At 57.9% G+C, this 24,099-nt stretch carries 20 protein-coding genes; 7 read left to right on the top strand and 13 right to left on the bottom strand.

Annotation, left to right across the window (positions count from 1 at the left end):
* The first annotated feature begins 222 nt into the window (after positions 1–222).
* The 3 genes from U9R25_10640 to pheT all read left to right on the top strand — a co-directional run bounded on the left by U9R25_10640 (position 223) and on the right by pheT (position 7,217).
* A complete protein-coding gene (locus U9R25_10640) occupies positions 223–3,006 on the top strand; it encodes a S8 family serine peptidase (protein ID MEA3336358.1) in 2,784 nt (927 codons plus the stop codon).
* Positions 3,007–3,477: 471 nt separating this feature from the next.
* Positions 3,478–4,506, top strand: coding sequence for a phenylalanine--tRNA ligase subunit alpha (gene pheS / locus U9R25_10635; GenBank protein MEA3336357.1), 1,029 nt, complete (start codon positions 3,478–3,480; stop codon positions 4,504–4,506).
* A gap of 59 nt (positions 4,507–4,565) precedes the next feature.
* On the top strand, positions 4,566–7,217 hold the full coding sequence (gene pheT / locus U9R25_10630; GenBank protein ID MEA3336356.1) for a phenylalanine--tRNA ligase subunit beta: 2,652 nt from the start codon (positions 4,566–4,568) through the stop codon (positions 7,215–7,217).
* A 135-nt stretch (positions 7,218–7,352) separates the two neighbouring features.
* Here pheT and U9R25_10625 read toward each other — a convergent pair whose 3' ends face one another.
* From U9R25_10625 to U9R25_10575, 11 genes are all read right to left on the bottom strand, one after another.
* Positions 7,353–8,924, bottom strand: a complete 1,572-nt coding sequence (locus U9R25_10625; GenBank protein ID MEA3336355.1) for an aldehyde dehydrogenase family protein — start codon at positions 8,922–8,924, stop codon at positions 7,353–7,355.
* Between the two features lie 31 nt (positions 8,925–8,955).
* Positions 8,956–10,347 (bottom strand): aminotransferase class III-fold pyridoxal phosphate-dependent enzyme, encoded by a 1,392-nt coding sequence (locus U9R25_10620; GenBank protein ID MEA3336354.1) that lies wholly within the window; start codon positions 10,345–10,347, stop codon positions 8,956–8,958.
* On the bottom strand, positions 10,337–10,630 hold the full coding sequence (locus tag U9R25_10615; protein ID MEA3336353.1) for a hypothetical protein: 294 nt from the start codon (positions 10,628–10,630) through the stop codon (positions 10,337–10,339). Before U9R25_10615 ends, U9R25_10620 begins: the two co-directional genes overlap by 11 nt.
* On the bottom strand, positions 10,627–12,027 hold the full coding sequence (locus tag U9R25_10610; protein MEA3336352.1) for a DUF1015 domain-containing protein: 1,401 nt from the start codon (positions 12,025–12,027) through the stop codon (positions 10,627–10,629). Before U9R25_10610 ends, U9R25_10615 begins: the two co-directional genes overlap by 4 nt.
* Positions 12,028–12,087: 60 nt before the next feature.
* A complete protein-coding gene (locus U9R25_10605) occupies positions 12,088–13,239 on the bottom strand; it encodes a hypothetical protein (GenBank protein ID MEA3336351.1) in 1,152 nt (383 codons plus the stop codon).
* A gap of 21 nt (positions 13,240–13,260) precedes the next feature.
* Positions 13,261–14,319 (bottom strand): aspartate-semialdehyde dehydrogenase, encoded by a 1,059-nt coding sequence (asd, locus tag U9R25_10600; protein ID MEA3336350.1) that lies wholly within the window; start codon positions 14,317–14,319, stop codon positions 13,261–13,263.
* Complete coding sequence (locus U9R25_10595; protein MEA3336349.1) at positions 14,320–14,727, bottom strand: hypothetical protein; 408 nt, start codon at positions 14,725–14,727, stop codon at positions 14,320–14,322.
* A 4-nt stretch (positions 14,728–14,731) separates the two neighbouring features.
* Complete coding sequence (locus tag U9R25_10590) at positions 14,732–15,499, bottom strand: class I SAM-dependent methyltransferase (GenBank protein ID MEA3336348.1); 768 nt, start codon at positions 15,497–15,499, stop codon at positions 14,732–14,734.
* Positions 15,500–15,561: 62 nt separating this feature from the next.
* Complete coding sequence (locus U9R25_10585) at positions 15,562–16,824, bottom strand: glycosyltransferase family 9 protein (protein MEA3336347.1); 1,263 nt, start codon at positions 16,822–16,824, stop codon at positions 15,562–15,564.
* On the bottom strand, positions 16,793–18,127 hold the full coding sequence (locus U9R25_10580) for a glycosyltransferase (protein MEA3336346.1): 1,335 nt from the start codon (positions 18,125–18,127) through the stop codon (positions 16,793–16,795). Before U9R25_10580 ends, U9R25_10585 begins: the two co-directional genes overlap by 32 nt.
* Positions 18,128–18,208: 81 nt before the next feature.
* Positions 18,209–19,336 (bottom strand): glycosyltransferase family 1 protein, encoded by a 1,128-nt coding sequence (locus U9R25_10575; protein MEA3336345.1) that lies wholly within the window; start codon positions 19,334–19,336, stop codon positions 18,209–18,211.
* A gap of 339 nt (positions 19,337–19,675) precedes the next feature.
* On the opposite strand from U9R25_10575, the gene U9R25_10570 reads away from it, so the two are divergent.
* From U9R25_10570 to U9R25_10555, 4 genes are read left to right on the top strand one after another with little or no spacing between them, the layout of a single operon-like run.
* Positions 19,676–20,146 carry a GatB/YqeY domain-containing protein gene (locus U9R25_10570; GenBank protein ID MEA3336344.1) on the top strand — a complete coding sequence of 157 codons (471 nt, stop codon included), beginning with the start codon at positions 19,676–19,678 and terminating at the stop codon, positions 20,144–20,146.
* 24 nt (positions 20,147–20,170) lie between these two features.
* Positions 20,171–22,318, top strand: coding sequence for an HDIG domain-containing protein (locus tag U9R25_10565; GenBank protein ID MEA3336343.1), 2,148 nt, complete (start codon positions 20,171–20,173; stop codon positions 22,316–22,318).
* Positions 22,281–22,781, top strand: a complete 501-nt coding sequence (gene ybeY / locus U9R25_10560) for an rRNA maturation RNase YbeY (GenBank protein MEA3336342.1) — start codon at positions 22,281–22,283, stop codon at positions 22,779–22,781. Before U9R25_10565 ends, ybeY begins: the two co-directional genes overlap by 38 nt.
* Complete coding sequence (locus tag U9R25_10555) at positions 22,778–23,149, top strand: diacylglycerol kinase family protein (GenBank protein MEA3336341.1); 372 nt, start codon at positions 22,778–22,780, stop codon at positions 23,147–23,149. The genes ybeY and U9R25_10555 overlap by 4 nt, the downstream gene beginning before the upstream one ends.
* Positions 23,150–23,172: 23 nt before the next feature.
* Here U9R25_10555 and U9R25_10550 read toward each other — a convergent pair whose 3' ends face one another.
* Both U9R25_10550 and U9R25_10545 read right to left on the bottom strand, forming a co-directional pair.
* Entirely contained in the window at positions 23,173–23,424 is a 252-nt protein-coding gene (locus tag U9R25_10550; protein ID MEA3336340.1) for a hypothetical protein, read from the bottom strand.
* 464 nt (positions 23,425–23,888) lie between these two features.
* Positions 23,889–24,099, bottom strand: a 211-nt coding sequence (locus U9R25_10545; GenBank protein ID MEA3336339.1) for a hypothetical protein, incomplete at its 5' end; no start/stop codon positions are given.

Here is a 24,099-nt window from a genome sequence, read left to right as displayed (position 1 = left end):
CCACAAAGGATTTTCGAGGACATTATGGCCAACAGCGAAAAGTCCAATGCTGGCCGGATCATCTGGCAGGACTTGACGGTTCCCGTACAAATCCCACCACTTTCCCATAAATCCAAATTGCCCCTCGGCTGGTTTTATGATAGGATTCACGTGATTGCCGCTGCAATGCCAGCCGTTTTTTTCTGAATCCACCGTTGATTGTAGATTTCACCGGAGGTCCCCGTGCCACATCGAAAATCCGCTCGATTGTTCGTTCTGATTGTTGCCTTGACGCTGATCGTGTCTGGCAGCGCGGCAGCCCCGTTCACCACCTTGCCGGAAATGGTTAGCCCCGGTGTTGCTTTTGCCGCACCCCTGGACAGCGACCTGTTGGCGGCATTTGCAGCTTCGGCGGATGGCCAGGCCCGATTCTGGGTCATCTTCGACCAGCAAGCCGACCTCTCTGCCGCCGAAGACATGGACGACTGGAGCGCCAAGGGTCACTATGTCTTCCATACCCTGCAAGCAACGGCTGCGCGCAGCCAGGCCAGTCTGCTGCAGGCCCTGCAGACCAGACAAGTGGATGGCGCCATCTCCTATTACCAGCCCTATTGGATCGTCAACGTGATTGTGGTACAAGGGGATCGCCAAGCTGCAGAGTCCATCGCTGCCTATCCGGGCGTCGCAGAGGTCATGGCAGTGCCCAAAATCGAGGCTCCGCAGCCGATCGTCGAGGAGGTTCCGGAGAGCCCGGAGGCTGTGGCCTGGGGCGTAACCAAGATCGGGGCGGACCAGGTGTGGACCATCTATGGCGTGCGTGGGGAGGGCATCGTCTCGGCCAACATCGATACGGGTGTGCGCTACAGCCACGAGGCCCTGGTACGCCAATATCGCGGCAACCAGAGTGGGACCGCGGCCGGCCCCTTTGAGCATGACTACAACTGGTGGGACGCTCGCAGCGTGCCCAGCGTGCCCGGCTCGCCGTCGCCGTTTCCCGTAGCCGCCGAAGGCAGCCACGGCACCCATGTCATGGGCAGCCAGGTCGGTGAAAACGCCTCATTCACCGACCAGATCGGTGTCGCGCCCGGCTCGCAATGGATAGCCGCCTATGGCTGTTGCCCGAATGACGCCGGCCTTCTGGGCGCCACGCAATGGATGCTGGCCCCTACCAAGCTCGATGGCAGCGATCCCGATCCTGACATGCGCCCCCATATCATCAACAATTCCTGGGGCGGGCCGGGCGGCTTTCTGTACTTCGCACAGGTCATAGATAACCTGCGCATGGCCGGCATCTTTAACTCCTACTCCGCCGGCAACAGTGGCTCTGCCGGTTGTGGCTCTTTGGGAGCGCCCGGCGATAACCCACCGTCGTTCAACTCGGGCGCCACCAACAGCAGCGACGGCATCGGTTATTTTTCCAGCCGAGGTCCCAACCCGTTCAGCGGTGACACCGGCCCCGATGTCGCGGCCCCCGGCGTGAACGTCTACTCCGCGGTGGCAACATCAGATACCTCCTATCAAGGTGGCTGGAATGGCACCAGCATGGCCGCCCCACACACCGCGGGCACGGTCGCCTTGCTCTGGTCGCTGGAGCCGGACCTGATCGGCAAGGTTGCCGAGACCGAGGCGATCCTGCGCGGCACAGCTTTGTCGCTGACTGGCGGTAGCACCTGCGGAGGCATCGCGCCCACCGAGGTGCCCAATAACACCTTCGGCTGGGGCCGTGTCGATGCCAAAGCGGCAGCCGACATGGTCTTCGAGAGCGGCACGTTGGCTGGCACACTAACCGACTCGGTGAGCGCTGCCCCTATCGCTGGCGCCCAGGTTACCATCACGCGCAATGGCAAATCTGTCCCACAAACCACCGATGAGAATGGTCAGTACAGCTTTACGATCGGCCAGGGCAGCTATGCGGTCGAGGTTGAGGCCTATGGCTACCTTGCTGGCGGCGCCTCCCCCACAGTCAGCCAGGATGATGTGACCCAACAGGATTTTGCCCTGGTCGCCAGGCCAGTTCACTTGCTGTCGGGCATGGTGACCGATGGAACGAATCCCGTTTGGGGTGCAGAGCTTTGGCTGAAAAACCACCCCCTGTCCCCTGTCATGTCCGACGCCCTGGGCGACTACAGCATGGCGGTGGCCGAGGGAGACTACACGCTGAAGGCCTCGATGCCTGGCTTTGAACCCTTCGAGACGGAGATTAGCATCACCGCCGATCTGACCGATGACATCGTATTGACGCCAACGGCCGACTATTACGCCTTGAGCAGCGAGAGCGCCCCCGGCTGCCAGGTGACCTTCGATTGGGTCGAACTGCAGGGCCAGCCTGGTACCGTCACCCTGAACCTCGCTGACGATGTATCACAAGGTGTTGTGACCGGTGGCAACGTGAGCTTTTACGGTACCGATTACACAATAGCCTACATTGGCTCGAACGGGTTCGTGCAATTCGGCCAGAGTTACAACCGGGTCAACGGCGTGATCCCCTTCGAGGGCAAGCCTAACAATGCCGTCTATGGCTTTGCTACCGATCTCAATCCCGAGAACGGCACCCAGGGCAAGGTCTACCATCGCTTCGACAGCGGCCAGTGGATCGTGCAATATGATGATGTCGAACACTGGCTCAATGGCTATCCAGAAACCTTCGAGCTCGTCTTCGACGATGCCAGTGGCGAGATCCTGCTGCAATACCAGACGGTGAGCAGCCCTGGTGACAGCATGATGGGCATCGAGAACGACACGGGAACCGTGGCAACGCTGGTATCGAAGTCCAACTGGCCGGCCATCAGCGATGGGCTGGCCATCAAGCTCGTACCCTTCCGCGGACTTGCGGGCGCTCACAATACCGCCGACGTCAACTGTGACGGCGAGGTGGACTCGCTGGATGCCGTCGCCGTCGGCAATGCCTGGAATACAGTCCTTGGCGATGCTGGCTATGTGCAGGGATACGACCTGGATATGGATGGCGATGTGGACATCGCCGACATCCAGCAGGTAGTTGCCTGGTGGGGTTGGATGGCACAATAAACAACTCAGCAGGTCTTTTTACGCTGTCTTCCCGCGCGCGGGAAGACAGCGTGGCGCGTTGGCAGGGCCTTGTGACGGCGTTTGACAAATGCCCTGGCGTGATGCATAATCGCCTTCACAATTGAACAAGCCTATTACAGGCTGTGACGGAGAAGAGTAGGTGAGGGGAAACTGCCAGAGAGGCTGGATGATCCAAAGGATCGCTGAAAGTCCGGCTGGGTAGAAGCTCACAGAAGTTCACTCCTGAGCCGACGGGTGAAATGGCGACTGGCCAGATTAGCCCGCTCCGGCGGCCCGCCGTTATCCGGGTAGCCGATCCCGGTAAAAACAACCGGTGTCGGGATAAGTGTCTGGTGTAATAAAAGACAAGCACCGGAAATCAGGGTGGTACCGCGGAATGCTGGCCCACGTCTCGTCCCTGCGAGGTGTGGGCATTTTTGTTGTATCGGTCTTGTGAGGAGGTAATGCGCCATGTTGGAAGAACTGACAGTCCTGCGCGAGGAGGCAATTGAAAGCCTGGCGGCCGCCGATGATGCTGCCGCCCTGGAAGCGTGGCGGGTTGAGTACCTGGGACGCAAAGGGTCGGTGACCGGCCTGATGCGTAACATCGGCAAGTTGCCCGGCGAGGATCGACCGGCCTACGGACAGGCAGCCAATCAACTCAAAGTGGAGTTGAGCGCTGCCTATGAAAAACAAAAGCAGGCAGTGGCGGAGCGATCGCTGGTGTCCGAGTTGGCCACCGAGGGTATCGATGTCACCCTGCCCGGACGGCGTCCTCAGATCGGCCGGTACCATCCCAGCATCCAGACCCTGCGCGAGATCTACGAGATCTTCGCCGCCATGGGTTTCCAGGTTTTCACCAGCAGGGATGTGGAAACCGATGAGTGCAACTTTGAGCTGTTGAACATGCCACCGGGCCATCCCGCTCGCGACATGTGGGACACCTTTCATACGACGCAACCGGGCATAATCCTGCGCACCCATACCAGCCCCGGTCAGATCCATGCCATGCAGGCCCTCGGCCCCGATAAGCCGATACGCGTTATTTTGCCGGGCTTGTGTTACCGCTACGAGCAGGTGACAGCTCGTGCCGAGATGATGTTCCACCAGGTGGAAGGACTGGTCGTCGGACGCCACATCACCATGGCCGATCTCAAGGGGGTCATCGTCGAGTTCGCCAACCAGGTCTACGGAGAGGGCCGTAAGCTGCGTTTTCGTTGCTCCCACTTCCCGTTCACCGAGCCCAGCGTCGAGGCTGATGTCGATTGCATCCTTTGCGAAGGAAAGGGGTGTGGTGTCTGTAAGTACACCGGCTGGCTGGAGATCATGGGAGCGGGCATGGTGCACCCCGTGGTGCTGGAGAACGGCGGCTACGATCCAAAACAATGGTCGGGCTTTGCCTTTGGTATGGGTCCCGAAAGAATCGCCATGCTGAAACATGGCATTAGCGATATCCGCTACTTCTTTGGCAACGATCTGCGGTTCCTGAAACAGTTTTAATCATGTCATCATGTCAATATGTCAAGAGACAATTTTGACATGGTTTTTGCGAGGTTGTTATGACTACCATGCGCGTGCCACTGTCGTGGCTTAACGATTTTGTGGATGTTTCCGATCTGGACCCGGTTGAGTTGGCCGAACGGCTCACCCTGGCCGGATTGGAGGTTGAACATATACGCTGGGTCGGTCTCAGCCCGTCGCCCGGTTATCACAAGCCTCCCGACCGGATGGGCGAGCAGGATGGATTACCCTGGGATAGGGAGAGTATCTTCGTGGGCGAGATCCTGGAGACCAAACAGCACCCCAATGCGGATCGATTGCTGCTGGCAACCGTCGGTTATGGCGGCGAGAAGCCAATGACAATCATCACAGGCGCACCCAATCTGCAACCGGGCGATAGCGGCCTCAAGGTGGCCTTTGCCACCATCGGCGCCCGGTTGATCGATCCCTATGCCGAAATCTATCAGACCTTCAGGCTCAAAGCAGGCAAGATCCGTGGCATTCGATCGGAGGGCATGGCCTGTTCGGAGCGGGAGTTGGGAATCAGCGAGCAGCATGAGGGTATCATAATCCTGCCGCCCAACGCGCCAGTTGGCACACCGTTGGCCGATTACATGGGTGATGCCGTCCTGACTATGGACCTGACACCCAATCTGGCTCGCAATCTCAACATCATCGGCGTTGCCCGGGAGGTGGCGGCCCTCTACAACCTTCCTATGAAACGGGAGCAGCCCGAGCTGGCCAGCATTGCCGGGATTGTGCGTCCCGAAGATATATCCCGACCGGCGCCGCCTGCCAAGGCCTTCTGTCACATCGATATTGTCGATTCCGACCTCTGTTTTCGTTACACTGCTACCTTGATCAAGGATGTGGAAACGGGCGAGTCGCCAGGATGGATGAAGGACCGGCTGCGCAAGGCGGGGGTACGGCCCATCTACAATATCGTGGATGCCACCAACTACGCCATGCTGGAATGGGGCCAGCCAACCCACGCCTTTGATTATGACCTGCTGGTCGAGCGGGCCTTGCGCGCATCGGAGGGAGAAGAATCTGTTCCCACCATCATCATGCGTCGCGCGGAGGAGGGTGAGCGCTTCACGACTCTGGATGGCGTCGACCGGGAAATGACCGAGGACATGCTGATGATCACCGATCCCCTGGGTGCTATCGCGATCGGCGGCGTCATGGGTGGACTGGAGACCGAGGTCAACGAAAACACCCGCAACGTGCTGTTGGAGTCGGCCAGCTTCGAGTTCATCAATAACCGGCGCACCTCCCAGACCTTGCGCCTGCCCAGCGAGGCCACAGCCCGTTTCAGCAAGGGTGTTTCGTCCGAGATGACGGTACCCGCGGCTCAACGCTGTGCCCGTCTGATGGTTCAGTTGGCTGGCGGCGAGATCGTCCAGGGTATGGAGGACTGCTATCCGGCGCCACAGCAGAGTGTCCAGGTGGCATTAACAGCTGCCGAGGTTGAACGTATCCTGGGCATGGATGTGGCCACCGACCAGATTCAGGATATCTTGACGCTCTTGGAGTTTGATGTGGACCGGTCGGGTGATGCCGGTGAGATGATGCAGGTAACCGTTCCCTGGCACCGTTTGGATGTCAGCATCGACGCCGACCTGATCGAGGAGGTGGCGAGAATCATCGGCTACGACAAGATTCCCACCACACTTATGGACGATACCTTGCCGCCCCAGTGGCGTAACTGGCAATTGGAAGGCAAGGAGCGGGTGCGGGATGTGCTGGTGGGTATGGGACTCCAGGATACCATCAGCTATGCCTTGATCGGCCCGGAGGTCAACCCGAAGCTGTTGGCGGCACAGCCTGGCGCTGAATATGACAGGTTGGACCCCGACCTGCCGCCGGCTGAGATGCTGTTGCCCGTCATCCTCGATCCGGAGGCACTGGTGCGCCTGGAGAATCCCCTGGCCGCCACGGCCGACCGCCTGCGATCCACGCTGGTGGGCAGCATGTTAGTGACCATGGGCGACAACCTGCGCCACAGCGAGCGGGTGGCCTTGTTCGAGATAGGCAAGGTCTATTGGCCTTTGGATGGCGAGGCGTTGCCCGCCGAGCCGGAGCATATAGCGGTCGGCTTGAGCGGTCCGCGTGACATGGGTGCCTGGCTGAATGTCAATGCCGAACCATTGGATTTCTTCGATCTCAAGGGAGTTGTGGAGGAACTGCTGAATCGCTTCGGCCTGCTGGACGACGCCCGTTTCGAGGCGGTGATTCATCCGGTCTTTGGTCCGCGGGCTGCCCGGCTGGTCATTGACGGAAGACACGCCGGAATCCTGGGTGAGGTACACCCCCTGGTACGACGCGCCTTTGGTTTGTTCGACCAGCGAGCGAGTGTGGCCGAGTTGCAGCTGGAGCCTTTCATTGCCGTTGCCAGTGAGAAGACGAGTATGCAGCCCGTCTCCAGCTATCCGGTCGTCAAGGAGGATCTGGCCGTCGTGGTTGACGAAGAAGTGACGGCCGAGCAGGTCGAAGGGGTCATTCGCCAGGGCGGTGGTTCGCTGCTGGTCGATGTGCAGCTGTTTGATCTTTATCAGGGCAAGCAGATCGAGAGCGGCAAAAAGAGCCTGGCCTTCAGCCTGACTTTCCAGGCCATGGACAGAACTTTGAAGGACAAGGATGTAGAGAAGGTGCGCCGTCGCATCATCGGGCGGTTGGAAAAAGTCCTGGGCGCGGTGTTGCGGGCATAGGGGCCGCGTAGTGGGGGAGAAGGCATATGATCGTTTCGGCGACGCATTCCCTGTGGGATCAGGGCAGGAATCTGGTATCAAAGAGCCGATCTTGCCAAATCAGCAACTTTGCAGGGAATGCGTCGCCTCAGGGTATCAGTCAATCACGGTCTGCGATTGCTCGCGCATATACTGGGGCACATAGTAGAGGCTTCCGCCAGCCTTGCCGGTGCTGCCGCTACCCTTCCAGCCGCCGAAGGGCTGGTATCCGGGCCAGGCACCGGTAGTGGCACCTGCAGCGCGATTAACATAGACCACGCCGGCTTCGATGTTATCCAGGTACCACTGGATTTCCTCCTTGTCCTCGCTGAAGAAGCCGCCGGTCAGGCCGTAGTCGCTGTCATTGGCCAGAGCCATGGCCTGCTCCGGGCTGTCGACACCGGCAACTACGACGATTGGTAGAAACATCTCAACTTTCCAAAGCTCATGGTCGAGGGGCAGATCGGTGACCACGGTCGGAGCAACGAAAAAGCCCCGGCCATAGTCGCCGCCGGTGAGCACTTCGCCGCCAACCAGCACATTGCCATCCCGGTGGAGGATCTCGACGAAGCGTTTATAGTCCTCGAAGGCACTCTTGTTGCTGGCCGGTCCCATGTATATCTCCTGGCGGGAGGGATCGCCCACGGCGACCTTTTTCGCAAGGGAAACCAGCTTTTCGATAAAGGCCTCCTTGACCTCTTCCTCGACAAAGACGCGACTGCAGGCGGAGCACTTCTGTCCTGTCAAGCCAAAAGCGGATCGCATCACACCCAGCGCGGCCTTGTCCAGGTCTGCCTTGCTGCTGACGATGGCCGCGTTTTTTCCACCCATTTCGGCGATGCATGGGCGGGGATAGCGGCCTGAGGCAAAGGTGCGATAGATATGCATACCTACGTCGTAGGATCCAGTGAAGGTGATTCCGTCTACCTCGGCGTTGTTGATCAACTCCTCACCTACGATACGTCCGGGGCCCGATACGAAATTGAAGACGCCGTCCGGTAGACCGGCATCCCGCATGCATTCGGTCAACAGCCATCCGGTGAAAGGCGTGTCGGTGGCTGGTTTAAACACAACGGTGTTGCCTGCGACCAACGCGCCGCCACTGGGACCACCAGCAAGGGCGAAGGGGAAATTGAAGGGGGAGATCACAGCCCAAACCCCGTGCGGCTTGAGAATACTGGTATTGTGGTGTTTGTCCGACTCCGATAGCATGGGGGTGATGTAACCCTGGTTTTTTTCCATCTCATCGCAGTACCAGCGAATCAGATCGGCGGTCTCTTCAACATCGCCCAGGGCCTCCAGGCGATTTTTGCCGACTTCCAGGGACATGACCGCGCTGATCTCAATCAACCGGTCGCTGATCAGGTCGGCTGCCTTGCGCATCAACGCCACCCGCTCCTGCCAGGGAGTTGCTTTCCAGGCCGGGGAGGCAGCCCGCGCTGCAGCCAGGGCATCCTGGGCATCTTTCACGGTGCCCTTCTGGAACACACCCAGCACAACGTCGGTGTTGACAGGGCTTCTATCTTCGAAGGTCTCCTCTGCCCAACACTCCTGACCATTGATGAATAATGGATAGGCCTTGCCCAGATTTCCCTTGAGATTGTCGAGGGCCTGGTCGAACAACTGGTGCAACTCAGGGTTGGGGGCTGCCAGGGTTCCGTATGTGATCTTAAACTTCTGCTTTTTCATCGTATGGTTTCTCCTCTTTGAGTTTGATATTTCAGCGGGAATTCAGAAGGCGTTTTCGCTCGAAGTACCAGGCAAAATCGTCAGTATCATACTCGTCATCGGTGATCGAGAGCAGATCGTCGACGATGGAAAGGCCCAAGGCAAGATCTTCCTTTTCGATGATCAACGGTGGCGAGATGATCAAAAGGTTTCCTCTCACTGTCAGAGTAACACCTCGCTGCCTGGCCTCTTTCTTGAGACGGGCGAGAGCCTCGGGTACCCGCGGCCACGGCGCCAGTGGACGCCTTGTTTCCCTGTCGGAAACCATTTCCATGGCAGCGAACAGGCCTCGACCTCGCAGGTCCCCTGCACTGGGATGGTGGGCAACGATCTTCTGAAGCTGCCCATGCATCCAGGCGCCCAGCCGGCGACTCCGTCGAACAAGGTCCTGTTTTTCGTAGACATCGATCGCTGCCCTGCCGGCGGCGCAGCAGAGTGGGTGGCCCGAGTAGGTAAGGCCGGTAGGCAACGGGTGGTCGTCGAAAAAATTGGAGCATTCTTCATTGAGAAGGACGGCCCCAAGGGGAAGATGGGCCGCAGTGAGCCCCTTGCCTAACAGCATGATATCGGGTGGTGCATCGGGCCAATGTTGCCAGCCGAACCATGTGCCTGTGCGGCCGAAACCGGTCATTACCTCATCGGCGATCAGAAGCACACCATAATGGTCACAGATAGCTCGCAACTCTCGCCAATAATCCCCCGGTCCGGCGAAAACTCCATTGGTCCCCACGATGGGTTCGACGACCAGCGCGGCAACGTTTTCCTTGCCTTCCCATTCGATCACCTCGGCGATGTTGGTGGCGCATCGCAGGTTGCAGGAGGGAAAATTCATTCCGAAGGGACAGCGGTAACAGTAGGGGGGGAGGGTGTGCACGATGTTCGGCACGCCTGGCGTGTGCCAGCTGCGGCTATCACCGCTAAGAGCCATGGCATTGCTGGTCGCTCCGTGATAAGAGCGGTAGCGGCTGAGAATCTTGCGGCGCCCCGTGAACCAGCGCGCCGCCTTCATGGCGTGTTCAGTAGCGCCGGCACCCGACATGGTGAAATACACCTTGCTGCCCTCCATGCCGCTGAGTTCCACCAATCGCCGGGCCAGCTCGGCTCGCGGTTCTGCACCCCAGTTGATGTGGATGTAACAGAGTTTATCCGCTTGCTCTTGGATGGCCGCGACCAGATCGGGGTGCTGGTGGCCCAGGTGATTGCACTGGGCCTGGCTGCAAAGATCCAGATAACGCTTGCCGGTAGAATCCCAGAACCAGGAGCCCTCGCCGCCAACGATTTCGGGACCATCCCAATCGTCCTGGCGTTGCTGCCAGGTATGCAGAACGTATCGTTGTTCAGTCTCAAATGCCGAAGAAAGCGCATCGGATGAGTTATCGCTCATTGAAGGTGCCCTCCCATGCCGCCGGGAAGCCGTTGCCAACGAAAAAGACCGGTCTCGAGACAGACCGATCAGAGTGGTCGTGACCTCGTTGTCCCAGACAGCCCATATTGTACGACCCCAGCACCTTCCTGTCAAAAAGAGCTTCAGCTGCCTTGAAGGTATTCATGGCGCGTCGCATTTCCACTGCCACCGTGGCGGCAGTCATTTCTGCGGCATCCACCGGATTGTCGTTCATGGCTTCGTTTCGCTCAATGCCGAGAAGCTGGTTCAGCCTACCCCTCACGGGGATGATCCAGCCTCCATCCAATTCACCAGCAACCCTGAGGGCAGCTTTGGAAAAAAGTAGGTGGTTTTTGGCGGCGTAACCTGACTCGCCCTAGACACATCTTCAATCTGCTTCAGTGTCGTTGGATTCACCAAAAAGGCCGCCTGATAGTCCCCCGCCCGGGTCTGGGATATGGCATCGCTGGCGCTGGGCATCGTCGTGATGTGGCGCTTCTGTTCGCCTGAAACCCTGGCAATGCCGAGCAGCGGGCCAAGGATCAAACTTTGCAGTGCTGCCGCATCGATGGCTGCCACCGTCGGATGATCCTGCTTGACAAGCTGGGCTCTGATGTCGTGTTCAGATCGCAGCTGGAGAAGATACCCTGGTCCGCTGCCAGGCAACAGGAGGGCGTAGGTGTGATCGCCCGGCGTCGCTGACTGCAATGCTTCCAGCAATTCACTATCATCGGAGTAACTGGTCACGTCGAACTGCTTCCCCAGCCGGTCTAGCAGTGTCTCGCCGTCGAAATCAGCCAAGCCATTCAGGCAACGATGGGTTGGTAGAACTACCACGCCCGGATCCTCGAAGCGAGCTGCATAGATCCAGGTGGTGTCGTAAGGTTGCAGTTCGTTCGGTCCCGGTGGCTGATAGTCCTGGTAGTCCGGCACCCTCTGCCAGCCAGTGAGCGGAGATGGCGCCGGGGCATCAGGCAAGACGCCGTATCTTCGATAGCGTTGGTAGTTCAGGGCCGTTTCATAGCGGTGATGGCCATCCGCGATGAAGAATGTGCGATCTTCCAGGCTCTCGATGGCAGTCTGAAGCGCGCTGGCCCGGGAAATTGCCCACAGACTGTGTTCGACGCCGTCGTCATCCTGATAGTGCAGATCGGGTTGGCGTTCGGCGACCGATATCAAGGCATTCTGTGCTGCAGCCGATGGGTCGGAATAGAGCGCGTAGATGGGGCTGAACTGGCACTGGGTAGCGATGGTCAGAGCCAGGCGATCGGCCCTGGTGGCAGGAAAGGTGCGCTCATGGGGCAAGATACCATTTCCCCAGGGCGCCAGGCGAAGACGGAAAACCATGCCCGTTCGAGCGGTGAAACCACCATCAGCCAAGCCAAAACGTTCCCTCAGGAGATAGATGCTGGGTGATACCTCCTGGCGCAGCACGCCGCTGGCGCGCCAGGAGTGCAGGGTGGCAGCAGCGCGCGTGTAACGATTTTTGTTGTCGGCGTCGCCAGGCTCATCGCGTCCCAGGATCGCGCCAATGATGTTGCAGCGGTGTCGCTCGTATAGGGTTTCCTGTCCTTGCACATCGATAACATCGAAGGGTGGGGCAACCAGCTCGTTCAGGTCTTCGGTGCCGGCGGATCTTAGATCGTAGCGCCAGCCACGGAAGGGCATAATGCGTGACATCAAGAGACTCCTGGGAAGGGTTCGGCGAATGTTGATGGTACCCGGAAGGAAGGGGTTGGCCTACAAGCCGGCCAACTTTTGTGCGATCGATTCTCCTACCGCGGCAGTCTGAAGACGATGCAGGGGCGCGTAGCCCTGAGCGATCAGTTCGGGCGAAGGCAACGTGGCTTCGTCCGGCTTATCGGACATGGTAACCAGCAGGCAACCCCGTTCTCGCAGCCAAAGGGCCACCTCCCGAACCTCCTGGGTGATGCAAATCTGCTCCTTGAGCAATGTTTCAACCGGAGAGCGAGAGGGCAATCGACCGAAGCGGGCTACCGTGCATTCGAATTCGTTTTGTCGGAAGGCCTTGAATGGCGTTGGATCTCCTGCCTTGACTCGCTCATAGATATCGCTGTGAATGGCCTGTAATCCCGCAGGCGCCCGGTCCATCTGCCCGTCGGCCCAATCGATGAATTGGCGGAAGCTGCTCATTTTGCCAGCCCTGACGTCGCTCACAAGGCTATCCAGACCGGTCAGCCCCGCGCCCAGAACCAGACAGATGTACGCGAGATAGTCCTGATTGTCGGCTGTAAAGGGGTGATAGGGCGGCTCGTTGAGTTCATCGTAGGCAACTTTGAAACCTGTTTCGTCGAAGGCGCCACCCAATAGTTCGGCCACCGTTCGCTGCACCCCTTCGACCCGGGCAGCATCGATCACACCGGAGTTGCGGCCGCGTGCCCCGATGGCGGTCTTGTCCATGTCGACCACGACGGCGGTCCCCTTTCCGCAACAGGCCCCGGCCTCCAATACCCAGGACAGCCAATCTCCTAAAGCCGACCAGCGATTTGCCAGAAAGACGTTGTCAGCTTCGACTACATGGCTGGGTGGCTGATTGAGCTTTTCGCTTCCGATGAAACACCAGGCTGGCCAGCCGCCGGCACGCTGGAGATTGCGGAAGGCATTGCCATCGTTCAGTGCGGTGTCGCCAATAAACAGAAGCTCATCGATGGGCAAGCCAGGTATTTTCACCTCCTGAGCGGCTCGCAAAAACCAGGCCGATACCAGGGCATATTCCGGCTCCAGCTTGCGGGGCGTTCTGGGGCTATCCAGACCGATGGACTGCCAGGCATCCGAGAATGGCGGCAGGCGCGGATCGACCGGTGCCAGGTTGCGCAGCATCACAAAGTCGCCAAACAGATCGTGAAGGGAGGCATTTCCGTGGGTTTGCATATCAGGTGTCTTCTTGGGGAATCAGCCAATCAGGCCCTGGTGAACAAAGAGTTCAGCGTTGAGCACCGACCCTCCTGCTGCACCACGTACGGTGTTATGGCCGAGAAGCACGAGCTTGTACTGCAGGATCGGGCAGGGGCGTATGCGACCGACCACAGTTGCCATGCCATTGCCCGCCATACGATCGAGCCGGGGCTGCGGGCGGTCGGGTTCATCCCGGACTATGATGACAGGATCGGGCGCCGAGGGGAGGGAAAGCTCCTGGGGTAGAGCACGAAATGTCCGCAAAACCCGATCGATGTCCTGCTCCGTTGCCTTCGTCTTCAGTGAAAGGGAAACGCACTCCAGGTGTCCATCGAGGGTAGGCACTCGGTTGCAATGGGCGCTCAAGGTGAAGTCGGCCAGTTCAATGCTGCCGTTCACCAACCTTCCAAGCATCTTGCGGGGCTCCAATTCCAATTTCGGTTCTTCGTTGTCAATGTACGGCACGACATTGTCCAGGATGTCCATCGAGGACACACCCGGGTAGCCGGCACCCGAAACGGCCTGCATGGTGACCACCAGAACCTTATCCAGGCCGAAGGCATCCTGCAATGGCTTCAGCACCGATGTCAGGTGGGTCGACGAGCAGTTGGCGTTGGTCACGATGAAGCCAGGCCAACCGCGCCCTTCCTGCTGAACTTTGATTAAACTGGCGTGGTCGGGATTCACCTCAGTGATCATCAGCGGGATGTCGTCGTCCATGCGGTGTGCGCCTGCGTTGGAAAAGAGCGCATATCCCGCGGCAGCAAAAGCCGGTTCTGTGGGTCCCGCCGCGCTGCTGGGAAGGGCTGAGAAGATGACCTTGCAATCTTCGAAGTTCTCCGGGAGCCCCCGCCGCAGGGTCATGTCTGCCATTCTTTCAGGCATGTCGGGCCGGAGTACCCAGCGGCGGTCGCCGTAGCGCATGCCAGCGGAGCGCTCCGATGCGCCCAGGGCAACGATTTCAAACCAGGGGTGATTATGCAGAAGCTGAACGAAGCGCTGTCCCACAGCGCCGGTCGCTCCCAGGATTCCTACCTTGACCTTATTCGTAGACAATTAGTCAAACTCGATATCGATTTGTTGCCGGCGGGCCGTTCCTGATGGCTCGTCGTCAGCTTTCTTTTCCAATTGCTCCAGTCTGGCATTAAGCAAACTGCGCCAGGCCAGAAGCAACGTCCGTTCAGCCGCGTGAACTTGTTGCCAGAAATTGCCATCCGGGCCCATGTCTTGAAGATAGTAGCGTAAGCCACCAAGGCCCTCGGAAAGCCACTCGCCCGCAGAGAAGTCCTCTCCATCAGAATCTGGCAGGATGTCAAAGGCTTTTTCGAACAGGAAGTTCCACCGCCAGGGCCTGTCTTCATCGGCCTTTTTCTCTGCCGTGGTTCTATGGTCGTCAGTATGTTGTTCGTCGGCCAAGCGAACTTCGATTTCGGCTATCCTGGCGCGGATCTCCTCACAATCCATGGTATCACTGCTTTCGTTCTGCAATGCAAAGGATGGAGGTCCCGATTGGCAGCGACAGGGATTGCATGAGTGAGGCTTCGACCTTGCCAAGGCTGGTGAGCAGGCCGTTCAATCCCGGCGGTGCAGGTTCCATTTCAACCTGGTAGACATCCTCGTCGAAGTGAGGTGAGGCCAGTTCCGGTTCAGCGCGTCCTCGGCGGGCCAGGATGAGGCTGGCAGCCAACGGAAACAGGAAAAAGTTGTTATAGGAGGATCGAAGCACCTTGAAGCCATGGTGTTCCAGTTTCTTATTGAGTTCGCTTTGGGTGTATCGCCGCTGATGGGCATTGATAACATCGTTTTGGCTCCAAAGCCACATAAGCGCGGGAACGGTGACCAGTAATTTCCCGCCAGGCTTCAAGACCCGATAACACTCGCTGAAAACACCATGCTCATTGGGCACATGTTCGACGGTATCGAGCAGGGTGATCAGGTCAAAGCTGTTGTCATCGAAGGGCAGGTCGTCGGCGCTTCCCTGCCTGACCTCCAAGCCGCGCTCCTGAGCGACCTTCAATGGTTTGGGGTTGAGGTCCAGGCCAGTTACCCTGCCGTAATGGGCAAGATGGTGGGCCATGTTACCGGCGCCGCATCCCACATCAAGGATTCTCTTATCCTGGCCAGGACCAACATAGCGGTCCAGGTAATTGAGAATGGCTCGCGTGCGGCTGGCAAACCACCAGTGATCGTCCTCTTCCAGGACGACGTTCATAGGAGTCTTGGGAGTCTTGGTCATGATCAATCGTTTCTCGTTCAGATTTCGCTCATTGTAGCCGAAGAGCATGAGCTTGGCAAAGGTCAGTTGGGGCTCAGCAACAGCCTGGAGGCTTCGGCCATCACCTGTTCCACGGTGATATCCCGCACACATCCATGATCGGGCAACTGGTGAGGCCTCCAGTCAAGCCGGTTACAGGGAATACAACCCCAGTCCGAGGTGACCACACGATGACGCTGACTGTTCCCCCACGGACCGAATGTTTTTTTGTCTACTGGACCGTAGAGATGGATGGTCGGGGTGCCGGCGGCCACAGCCAGATGCAATGGGCCACTATCAGGTCCGATGACCAGCCGGCAACGTCTGTAGATTGCCGCCAGCGACTGTAGATCGGTTTGCCCCGCCAGCGAATGGGGAAGTTGGCCTTGTAAAGCGGGCGGCACTTGTTGCAGTATCGCATCAATCAGATCTGTTTCGACCGCGGAGCCAGTGAACAGCACTTGAATATCATGTTGTTGCTGCAGCTTAGCAACCAAGCTTGCCCAGGCCCCGGTACGCCAATGTTTGATCTCGGCGCCGCTGCCTGGATGAATTGCCACCACCGGGCGAGTTGAATCCAGTGAAGCGAACAGAGCCCGAGCCTGTTGGTCATGCTTCGCGGAGATTGGGAAATGAAGTGGCCAGGCTCCCGGAGGGACAGTTGGAGAATCTGCCTGGCCCGGCGCGGGGCCTGCAGCATCCACCAGGGCCAGGTTTTGAACTACCTCATGCCGGCCGTGCGAGTAGGGAATGGGATGGGTTAAAAATGGAGCCACCTCCGGGCAGTCGTAGCCGATGCGAAATGGGATTCCTGCTGCTGCCGTGAGCCACGCTCCCCACCAATGGTCGAAACGCAATATGAAGGCCAGGTCAAATCCCAGGTCGCTCATCCGCTCTGCTTCCTCAAAAAGCAGTTTGTAGGGATCGATCAGGCTGCCCTTGGGCTGTCGGGTGAAGCCGGGAAAGGCACAGACAATCAGCCGGTCCAGATCATTGTTATCCTCCAGGACAGGCCGTCCCCAGGGACCAACTAAGCCCGTGATCTTTGCACCAGGATATTGAGTGCGAAGCAGCCGGAGGGCCGGCGTGGTGAAGAGCAGATCGCCCAGATGATCGGGACGTACGACGAGGATTCTTTTGGGCGACGAAGGTAGCTTTGCGCCGGTTTGGGGATAGCGTCGGGACCACAGGTACAGCAACTGGCGCCGCATCCGTTGGCGCCCCGTGCGGTCAGGGGCGTCGTTCAGAGCCTGCCGGTGTTCTGCGGCAAGGCGTTCACGCAGTGGCTGGGGCATAGGGTGATCCATTGTCAACCCTTTCCTGGCCGTTGATGCCCAGTTCCTGGTACACAGCAGTCAACCGGGGAACAATGGCTTCCCAACCATAGCTGTTCTCCACGAAAACATGTCCGGCGTCTCCCATCTGTTTCCGTCGTTCCGGGTCTCGCAAGAGCGCAACTACCTCCTGTGAGAAGCTGGCGGCATCGTCACCAAAAGAGACAATGCCGGTTTCTTTCAGTGGAAATCCTTCACAACCCAGGTGGGTGGATACCATGGCGCTGCGCATTGCCAGGGCTTCCAGTACCTTGAGGCGCGTGCCGCCACCGATGCGCAACGGTACGACATATACCGAAGCCGCAGCAATGTGGGAACGAATGTCTTCAACCCAACCAGTTACTGTAACGCTGGGGTGCTGGGCCAGATCGAGAACCCGAGAATGAGGTTCCTTGCCGACAATGGCGAAGTGGGCATCTGGAACCTGCTGGAGCACCAGAGGAAAAACCTCGCCAACAAACCAGGTCACCGCATCGATATTGGGCCTGAAGTCCATTTTGCCGGTGAATACCAGCGCATTGGGGCCATAATCTGGGCGCTGGGTATCCTTCTCAGGATTGTAGGTCGCGTAATATGTCAGGTCCACCCCATTGGGCACCACAGTAATCTCCATAGTTGGATCCAACGCCAGAAGAGCGTCTCGGTCGGCGTTGGATACCGCGATCACTCGATCGACTCGCTGACATACCTGGCGTTCATAGCGCCTGAGCTTGTTCCATTGGATGTAAGAGTAGAGTGCTCCGTGCCAACGACGTGGTTTGCGGACGTCGGTCTCGGCGGCTCGCTGTTGCAGCACATATTCGGCATTGTGATCGTCAAATACCAGGCGCGGCCGTCCGATTGGAATATTGGGCCGGTTTTCCTTGGCCTGGGCCGAGTGCCACAAGGGGTGGTTCATCAGCCAGAGTGCGTAGGGCGCCATTTCGATACCTTCGATCTGTATCACATCGTAGCGGTACTGCTCTGCCAGCATGCCCAACCGAGCCTGGAATAGACTGGACGACAATCGCAGGGCCATGTCAGGCGATTGTGAGAGAAGCGTCGTGACTGCTCGTTGTGCCGTTGAGCGGATCGGTGCGGGCACACTTTCGACAACCGGGCAGAAACGGGGCAATGGAGAATTGCCCGGTGGGTTGTCCGAAGGGTGTTGAAAGCAGAGAAGGTGGACTTCGTAGTTGGACGCCAGATTGGTAATCAGGTTGTAATTCCGAATGGTCGTGCCCTGGTGAGGCGGGTAGGGCACCTGGGGTGTCAGGAATAGCAGGCGTCGTGTCATGGTTGTGAAAAACGGTTCCTGAGTTGAGGATCCAGCGGTTCGAGCAGCGAAGAATGATGAGTGATAAGGGAATTGTGTAGATCAATCAGGCGGCAAGCCCATGGCACTGCGGTAGACAGCCAGGGTTTCTCGGGCCGCACGATCCCAAGAAAATACCCTGGCCCTGATCAATCCTTTTTCTCTTAGCGATTGGCGAAGCTGCTGATCGGTCAGGAGCCGATGGATCGCTACAGCCAACTCCTCGTCATTGTTGGCATCAACCAGTAGGGCCGCGTCTCCGACGACTTCGGGAAGACTGGAAATGCTGGAGACAACTGTGGGCGTTCCGCAAGCCATTGCCTCCAACGGCGTTAACCCGAAACCCTCGTAGAAGGCAGGATGCGCCAGGCATTGGGCTGCATTGTACAGATAAAGCAGGTCAAGATTGTCAACCCTCCCCAGGAATGTGACATTATCCTGCAAGCCCAGGCTCTCGACATCTTCGAAGACCTGGTCAGCCAACCAGCCGATGGCGCCGGCAAGAACCAGGCCAGCTGTCACCTTATAATCGTCACGAAGGCGGCGGTATGCCCGAAGCAGGGTGCTGATGTTCTTCCGCGGTTCGATGGTGCTCACGAAGAAGATGTATTCTTCGGGCAGCGGATACTTGCCTTTGAGGGCAGTGCGTGCCTCCTCAGTTGGCAAGGGTCTGAACATTGGATCAGCTGCCTCATAGACGACCGAGATTTTCTTCTGGGGAACGCCAGTCAAGCGAATTAGATCGTTTTTCGTGCTCTCCGAAACGGCAATAATCTTGTCAGCCCGGGCTACCGCCTGGTCAACCTGGCCATAGTAGCGAGCGCTATCCTCAGTAAGGAAATGAGGCCAGCGCAGGAATGCCAGGTCATGAACCGTGATGACCGATTTGAAATTGTTTAAATGCAGAGGCGGAATGAAATCCGGGCTGTGCAGTAAATCGACCTCAATTCGCCGAAGGGGAAATTCGAGGGACAAAAGAAACTGTTCAAAGCGGTTGTGACTTGGGGTCCACAGGCCAATCTGCCTGACATTGGGCCCGGTGACCAAAGGCGTTTGAGCCTTTCTGCTCTGCAGAAGAAGAAATTCATCCTCTCTGTCCATTCTGGTCAGAGCTCGGGAAAGCTGGGCCGTATATTGACCGATTCCTGCGCCCGAATAGTGAGCAATTCGGGCATCAATCGCAATCCGCATACTGTTTCCAATTTAAGATTCGAAAGGAAGATCATCAAAAAAAACCCCCCACACTCACAAGTTGTGGCATGGAGGCAACAGCGCCTGTGCACGCCAAAATATACCATAGTACTACAACCCGCGCAAGTTTTTTCGGCTGGCAGCGTGGCAGTTCAGCCAGCACTGTGGGTGCGATGAGTGCCAATTCGACAGGAAACTGCCGCTCATAATTTCGTAGGCGCCTATAGCGGGACTCCCTGATGGTTCTCTCCGGTCGGGAATGCTTTGGCGCCTGAAACCTCTCGTGCTATAATCGTGGCGTTCTTGACCGCTGCCGCTCGCAACAGCAGGAGAAAGCCCATGTCACTACTTGATCAACTGGACCAGGATCTCAAGGCTGCCATGCTGGACCGTGATGAGGCGCGCAAAAGGGCAATCCGATCGGTGAAGACGGCAGTGAGCAACGCCCAGGTTGAGAAACGCGCCTCTCAGGGACGCGACACCATGTTAACCGACGATGAGGTCATTGTGGTCATCAATAAACAGGCGAAACAGCGCCGGGAATCCATTGCGGAATTTTCCAGGGCTGGACGCAACGATCTGGTCGAGCAGGAACAGGCTGAACTTCTGGTGCTCGAGACATACCTGCCTGGCCAGCTTGATAAGGCCGAAATCACTGAGGTACTGCAGGAGATCATCGCTGAGACGGGTGCCTCGGGCTCCAAAGAGATCGGGCTTGTAATGAGACCTGCCATGGCCAGATTCGCTGGACGAGCAGACGGAAAAGTGGTTAACCAGATAGCCCGCCAACTGTTGGCCGAATCCGCTTGACCCTTTCCGGGCGGGACTTCCTTCATGACAACTTCATCCTTCTCCGGTCCCTTGCGGGATGACGAAAAGGCAGTAAAGCGTCTGACCTGGCGTTCATACCTTGCAGCGCTGGCCTACGGTATCCTCTTTGTTTTGTTTACCATGGCCACTCTTGTGATTCAGTGGCCTCTTAGCGGGCAATACAACCTGGAAGTGGGGGATGTCAGCCCGGTCGATATTCGCGCTCCGGAGCGAATCGAGTACATCAGTGAGAGCCTGACGGAACAACGCCGCCTGGAGGCTGAGCTACGGGTGCCAGATGTTTACGAGCCACAACGTCGGGTCCGCACAGAGCAGGTAGCCTACGCTCGCGATGTACTCGATTACATTGAGACGGTGAGATATGATACCTTTGCCTCAGATCAGGAAAAGCTGGTCAATCTTGTAAATGCGGAAAACGTCCCTCTGGAAGAAGCGACCTGGCAACAGGTTCTCGATCTGGAGGAAGAACCATGGCAGCGGATTCGAAATGAAGTTCCTGCAGCACTCAACGTAATCATGCTGCGCGAAATCAGGGATACTCAACTGGCCTCGGCAAGACGAACTGTGCCCAACTACATCGATCTGGAGGACGAGGACGAGGCTGACGTGGCAATCGCTCTGGTCCAGGGGCTACTCAAGCCCAATGCCTTCTACAACTCTGAGCGAACGGAGATTGCCCGACAGGAGATTCGCAACAAGGTGCCTTCGGAAACGGTCAGCTACGAGCAAAACGAGATCATCATCCGGCAGGGCGATGTGGTGGAACAGCGTCATATCGAGGCACTGAACGAACTGGGACTCAACCAGCCGGGCTGGGATTGGTGGCAGTTATTGTCGGCCTTGTTGATTTCCCTTGCATTGGCTGCGGTTTTCGGATTATCCCTTTACAAGAATGATTCCGCCTATCTGCTTGACAATCGCCAGATGGGTCTGCTAATGGCTTTGCTGGCTACCTTCCTCCTATTGGTGAAACTGATGGTGCCGGGACGCCCTGTCTTTGCCTATGTCTTTCCACTGGCTGCACTGACCATGTTGATCGGTCCCTTGCTCGGACAGGCCCTGACCTTTTTGGTTACCATCTACTTTGGCATCATTATCGGCTATCTGACCGATGGCTCCGTTGCGATTGTCACTTACGCCGTGATCGGAGCCTTGATTGGCACCCTCGTACTTGGTCGCGCGGAACGCACCACCTACTTCGTGCGAGCAGGTGCCGCTGTTGCGTTGAGTAACCTGGTGCTCCTGCTTGCCTTCAACGTGCCCTTGGATAGCACCGACCTGGGAGGTTACGCCGAATTGGCGGTTGCAGCGGCGGTCAATGGGCTGCTTGTTGCCAGCATTACCCTCATCGGATTCTATCTTCTTGGCGCCATTTTCGATCTTGCGACGCCTTTGCGGTTAATGGAGTTGGCCCGTCCTAACCACCCGTTGTTGCGGGAGTTGATGATGAAAGCGCCGGGGACTTATCACCACTCCCTGCTGGTCAGTAACCTTGCGGAGCAGGCTGCGGAAGCGGTCGGAGCCGATGCATTCCTGACGCGGGTGGGCGCGTACTACCACGATATCGGTAAACTCGCCCGCCCATACTTTTTTGTGGAGAATCGACTGGAAGGCACCGACCCCCATGATCAGCTTGACCCATGGTCAAGCGCCCAGATCATCATTAGTCACGTCAAGGATGGCCAGGAGTTGGCGCGCCGCCACAAGCTGCCCCGACGCATTCGGGATTTCATCTCCGAGCACCAGGGAACCGGCCTGGTTCGAATGTTCTACCTCGAGGCGCAGAAGATATCGGGTGAAGATCAGGTGGATGAAGCAGACTTCCGTTATCCGGGTCCAAAGCCTCAGAGCAAAGAGACGGCACTGCTCATGCTTGCTGATAGCTGTGAGAGCGCGGTGCGGGCAGCCCGCCCGGAGTCCAAGGAGGAGATCGATGAGATCGTTCGGAAGATTATCAACGGCAAGTTGATCGGAGGACAGCTTTCGGAAAGTGACCTGACGTTGCGAGACATGGAGAGAGCCCGGAAGGTCTTCGTACGATCCTTGCAAGGTGTGCATCATCCCCGAATCAAGTATCCGGAACCCAAGCCGGAGATCGAGGAACCACTGACCGATGAGCCAGCCCAAGTCAGTGCCGCCACAGGCAGCTGAGGTAGGCCTGCGGGTCGACAACGCCTATCTGGCTGCTACGCCCGTCGATAGACTGATTGAAGTAGTATCTGCGACCCTGCGCCGCGAGGGGATGGAGGGTGTTGAGTTGGCAGTCGTTGTCACGGGGGAGGAAACGTTGCAGCAGCTTAATTGTGCCTACAGGGGTATCGACACGCCGACCGATGTGTTGTCGTTCCCGGCATGGGACACGCTGGCTGAAGAGGAGTCAGTCTTCGTGAGCGCGCCGGATGCCGCCACCTATCTTGGAGATGTCATCATCTCATTTCCCGCGGCCGCCCGACAAGCGGATGCTGCCGGACATTCCGTCGCCGATGAGCTCAGTCTGTTGGCAGTGCATGGCGTACTGCACCTGCTGGGTTATGACCACGGAACGCCCGAGGAAAAGGCTGGCATGTGGGCGGTTCAGGACGAGATACTGAAAAGGTCAGGTAAAAGCGCGTGAAAAGTACCAGTCGCTGGCATTCCTTTTCCAGTGCAGTGAACGGTGTAGTTTATGCCTTTCGAACGCAGCCAAATACCTGGATCGAGCTTTTTGCGGCGGCGGTGGTGGTGGTTGCCGGGATCCTGTTCAGTATTGATCGGTTGGAGTGGGCGATCATAGCGATCACGGTTTTCTCCGTTCTGGCTTTGGAGGCGGTCAACAGCGCCATCGAAGCGCTGGTAGATCTGGTATCACCCGAGTACGATGAGTTGGCGGGCGTGGTCAAGGATTGTGCTGCCGGTGCCATGTTGTTGGCTGCGACCGGCGCTGTTTTCGTTGCAGCAGCAATTTTTGGGCCTCGTCTGTGGGCCTTGTTTGTCGGTGTCTGATTCTGTTATTGCTGCTTCCCCTGTCATTGTTCCTCGATGACAAACAGAAAATGACCGGGCAGGATATTCCTGGCCCCCTTCACCTGTAGACGCCCCACCTTTGTCTGGCCTTCTCCCAGGGTTCCTGGATTAACATAACAAAGTCTTGGAGTTTTGCCGAATTTCTTGCGGCACCTGCTGGCTGCCTGCGATACCTTGTCAGCCAAACTTGTCGCGGGGTCGTTGTCAAACCAGAGCCAACCCAGGCTCACGTTGGTGGCTAGCTTGTCTTCCACGGCCTGCTCCTTGGTAGGGAAACGGTGGCAGGGCGAAGTTTCGCCGAGGGCAACAGGTGTTCCGCCAATCTGCTTGCCAGGCCTGGGCCTGGGTTAGGCCGGCGTTGTCGCCTGGGTAACGGATAACGAGGAAGTTTCCGCGCTTTCTGCGAGAAGGGCAGCAAGGTAAGTGGCCAGCGCTGCAGGTGCCAGCTATCGCTGTCCACCTGGTGTTCGAGGTCGAACGTACCCTGGCGGCAACGGACTCGAAAAAATCGCCGTTTGGCGGAGCGGGTATCGCTCCAGCATTTTTCCACGGCAGTGACATCGAATCGTCGCTTTCGCCAGCGAAAGCTGATCGGAAAATAGTCGTGACGTCGTGCAATAAGGTCGATTGGTTCAGGTCGAAAGATGGGCATTCAGACACCTCCATACTTGTACTTTTGTTCGAATCGGAAAGAGGTCGATCGCGAAGGCCATTGACGTCAATAGGGCTCGGCATCCAGCCAGTGTTCATCCTCGCCGACGACCTTGAAGCGTCGATCGGGTTGGGTCTTGTAGAAGTCGGTGGGAGGCTGAGGGAGCTGTTGCTGCGGCAGGCCGCTGTTGAGCCAGGGATTGCGCTGGCCGACAGGTCCGGGCATGATGACGACCTGGGGTTGGCCGGGCTGAGGTGGGTGCTCGGGCGGGCGGTAT

The sequence above is a fragment of the Chloroflexota bacterium genome (assembly GCA_034717495.1).
Lineage (GTDB): Bacteria > Chloroflexota > Anaerolineae > JAAEKA01 > JAAEKA01 > JAYELL01.
This window is presented reverse-complemented; position numbering and strand designations above follow the sequence as displayed.

Excerpts from the sequence above, each read along its gene's own strand:
- U9R25_10590 (MEA3336348.1), bottom strand. The coding sequence starts at position 15,499 with ATGACCAAGACTCCCAAGACTCCTATGAACGTCGTCCTGGAAGAGGAC.
- U9R25_10605 (MEA3336351.1), bottom strand. The coding sequence starts at position 13,239 with ATGCAAACCCACGGAAATGCCTCCCTTCACGATCTGTTTGGCGACTTT.
- U9R25_10570 (MEA3336344.1), top strand. The coding sequence starts at position 19,676 with ATGTCACTACTTGATCAACTGGACCAGGATCTCAAGGCTGCCATGCTG.
- ybeY (MEA3336342.1), top strand. The coding sequence starts at position 22,281 with ATGAGCCAGCCCAAGTCAGTGCCGCCACAGGCAGCTGAGGTAGGCCTG.
- U9R25_10580 (MEA3336346.1), bottom strand. The coding sequence starts at position 18,127 with ATGACACGACGCCTGCTATTCCTGACACCCCAGGTGCCCTACCCGCCT.
- pheT (MEA3336356.1), top strand. The coding sequence starts at position 4,566 with ATGACTACCATGCGCGTGCCACTGTCGTGGCTTAACGATTTTGTGGAT.
- U9R25_10625 (MEA3336355.1), bottom strand. The coding sequence starts at position 8,924 with ATGAAAAAGCAGAAGTTTAAGATCACATACGGAACCCTGGCAGCCCCC.
- U9R25_10565 (MEA3336343.1), top strand. The coding sequence starts at position 20,171 with ATGACAACTTCATCCTTCTCCGGTCCCTTGCGGGATGACGAAAAGGCA.
- U9R25_10575 (MEA3336345.1), bottom strand. The coding sequence starts at position 19,336 with ATGCGGATTGCGATTGATGCCCGAATTGCTCACTATTCGGGCGCAGGA.
- U9R25_10610 (MEA3336352.1), bottom strand. The coding sequence starts at position 12,027 with ATGTCACGCATTATGCCCTTCCGTGGCTGGCGCTACGATCTAAGATCC.
- U9R25_10585 (MEA3336347.1), bottom strand. The coding sequence starts at position 16,824 with ATGGATCACCCTATGCCCCAGCCACTGCGTGAACGCCTTGCCGCAGAA.
- pheS (MEA3336357.1), top strand. The coding sequence starts at position 3,478 with ATGTTGGAAGAACTGACAGTCCTGCGCGAGGAGGCAATTGAAAGCCTG.
- U9R25_10620 (MEA3336354.1), bottom strand. The coding sequence starts at position 10,347 with ATGAGCGATAACTCATCCGATGCGCTTTCTTCGGCATTTGAGACTGAA.
- U9R25_10595 (MEA3336349.1), bottom strand. The coding sequence starts at position 14,727 with ATGGATTGTGAGGAGATCCGCGCCAGGATAGCCGAAATCGAAGTTCGC.